At 60.4% G+C, this 1322-nt stretch carries 1 protein-coding gene and 2 pseudogenes; 1 reads left to right on the forward strand and 2 read right to left on the reverse strand.

Going from position 1 to position 1322, the window contains the following annotated elements; genetic code table 11:
- Nucleotides 1–83 precede the first annotated feature (83 nt).
- Nucleotides 84–533, reverse strand: a pseudogene (locus tag K4G67_RS17220) (IS66 family transposase); the annotation flags it as partial.
- A gap of 127 nt (nt 534–660) precedes the next feature.
- Nucleotides 661–804: pseudogene (locus tag K4G67_RS17225) on the reverse strand (ATP-binding protein); the annotation flags it as partial.
- Nucleotides 805–880: 76 nt separating this feature from the next.
- On the opposite strand from K4G67_RS17225, the gene K4G67_RS17230 reads away from it, so the two are divergent.
- On the forward strand, nt 881–1192 hold the full coding sequence (locus K4G67_RS17230; RefSeq protein ID WP_239807474.1) for a recombinase family protein: 312 nt from the start codon (nt 881–883) through the stop codon (nt 1190–1192).
- Nucleotides 1193–1322: the final 130 nt, after the last annotated feature.

The raw sequence follows: 1322 nt of genomic DNA on the forward strand, positions 1-1322 counted from the left end.
CTGTCATCAAATGGCACTCCTCACGCTACGGACCTCAAACCGCCCAATCACGCGGCCAAAGTCAGAGTTGTTGCGGGTGTCCAGCTGTCTGCCAGTTCGTAGAATTTGCGTCGCACATGCGCCCAGCAGAACGCGAGGGTCACGTCGCCGCGACGGCGGGCAAGAGCAGCGTAGCCGCCATAGCCATCGACCTGCAGAATGCCTGCAAAACCCTCGAGATGCGCTTCGGGCCGTTCGGCCTTGCGATCGGCGGCATAGACGTAGGCGACCATTGGGGGATCGCTGCCGCCCCAGGGTCGATCATCGCGGGCATAGGCCCATAGCTGACCGGTCTTGGTTCGTCCGCGTCCTGGATCGAGCACCGGTGCCGTGGTCTCGTCGGCGAACAAGCGCCCAGATCGTCGCATTTCTTCGAGGACATGATCGCGCAAGGGTCGCAGATACCAGGCCGCCCGGCCAACCCAGTCGGCAAGCGTCGAACGGTCAAGCTGAACGCCCTGCCGGGCATAGATCTGCGCCTGGCGGTAGAGCGGCTGTCAACGGCGGCGTAAAAGTCGGCCATTGGGCGGAGTAAAACCAGGCCACTTGATCCGGGTGTTGGCGAGCGCCGGGAGGGCGTAGCCCGAGCGGGGGTCGCCAACACCTGGATCGTCATCTCTGTCAGGGGTTGGGGCGTGCTTGGCGAGCCTGGCTCTGTGCCAGACGATAGCTTTCGCCGTTCATCTCGAGGATGCTGACGTGGTGGGTCAGTCTGTCGAGCAGTGCGCCGGTCAGACGTTCGGAACCGAACGTCTCGGTCCATTCGACGATCATCAAGGCAAAGGTCGATCGCCTTGGCCTGATCGCGTCACCTGCCGATCTGCGCAGCGGTCATACGCTGGTGGTCTGGAAACTGGATTGTCTCGGGCGCTCGATGAGTCACCTGATCAAGAAAGTTGGTGATCTGGAGAGGTCCAGCATCGAGTTCTACTCAATCAGCGAAACCATCGGCACAATCTCTTCGGCCAGAATGACGGTGTTCAATATCTTCGGCTCGCTTGCCCAATTGAAGCACAATCTGATTCGGGAACGCACCCATGCCGGCCTCAAGACCGCTCGCGAACGAGGAAACACGAGCGGCAATCTTCCTGCCATCACCCAAAAAAGCTATGAGAAGCAGGCCCGATATCGCAGCGGGCGTCACTGTTCCTGAAGCGGCAGCCCGCCTAAAGTTCGGCATAGCCGGCTTATATGAGACTATGTGACGTGATGTCGTGGACGGCCTCTGCATCAGCGTAGCTGTGCCATGATGTGGCCGTTGTAGGTCCACGTCTAGGAGTCGT

Source organism: Croceicoccus hydrothermalis (assembly GCF_022378335.1).
In the GTDB taxonomy this organism is placed as follows: Bacteria; Pseudomonadota; Alphaproteobacteria; order Sphingomonadales; family Sphingomonadaceae; genus Croceicoccus; species Croceicoccus hydrothermalis.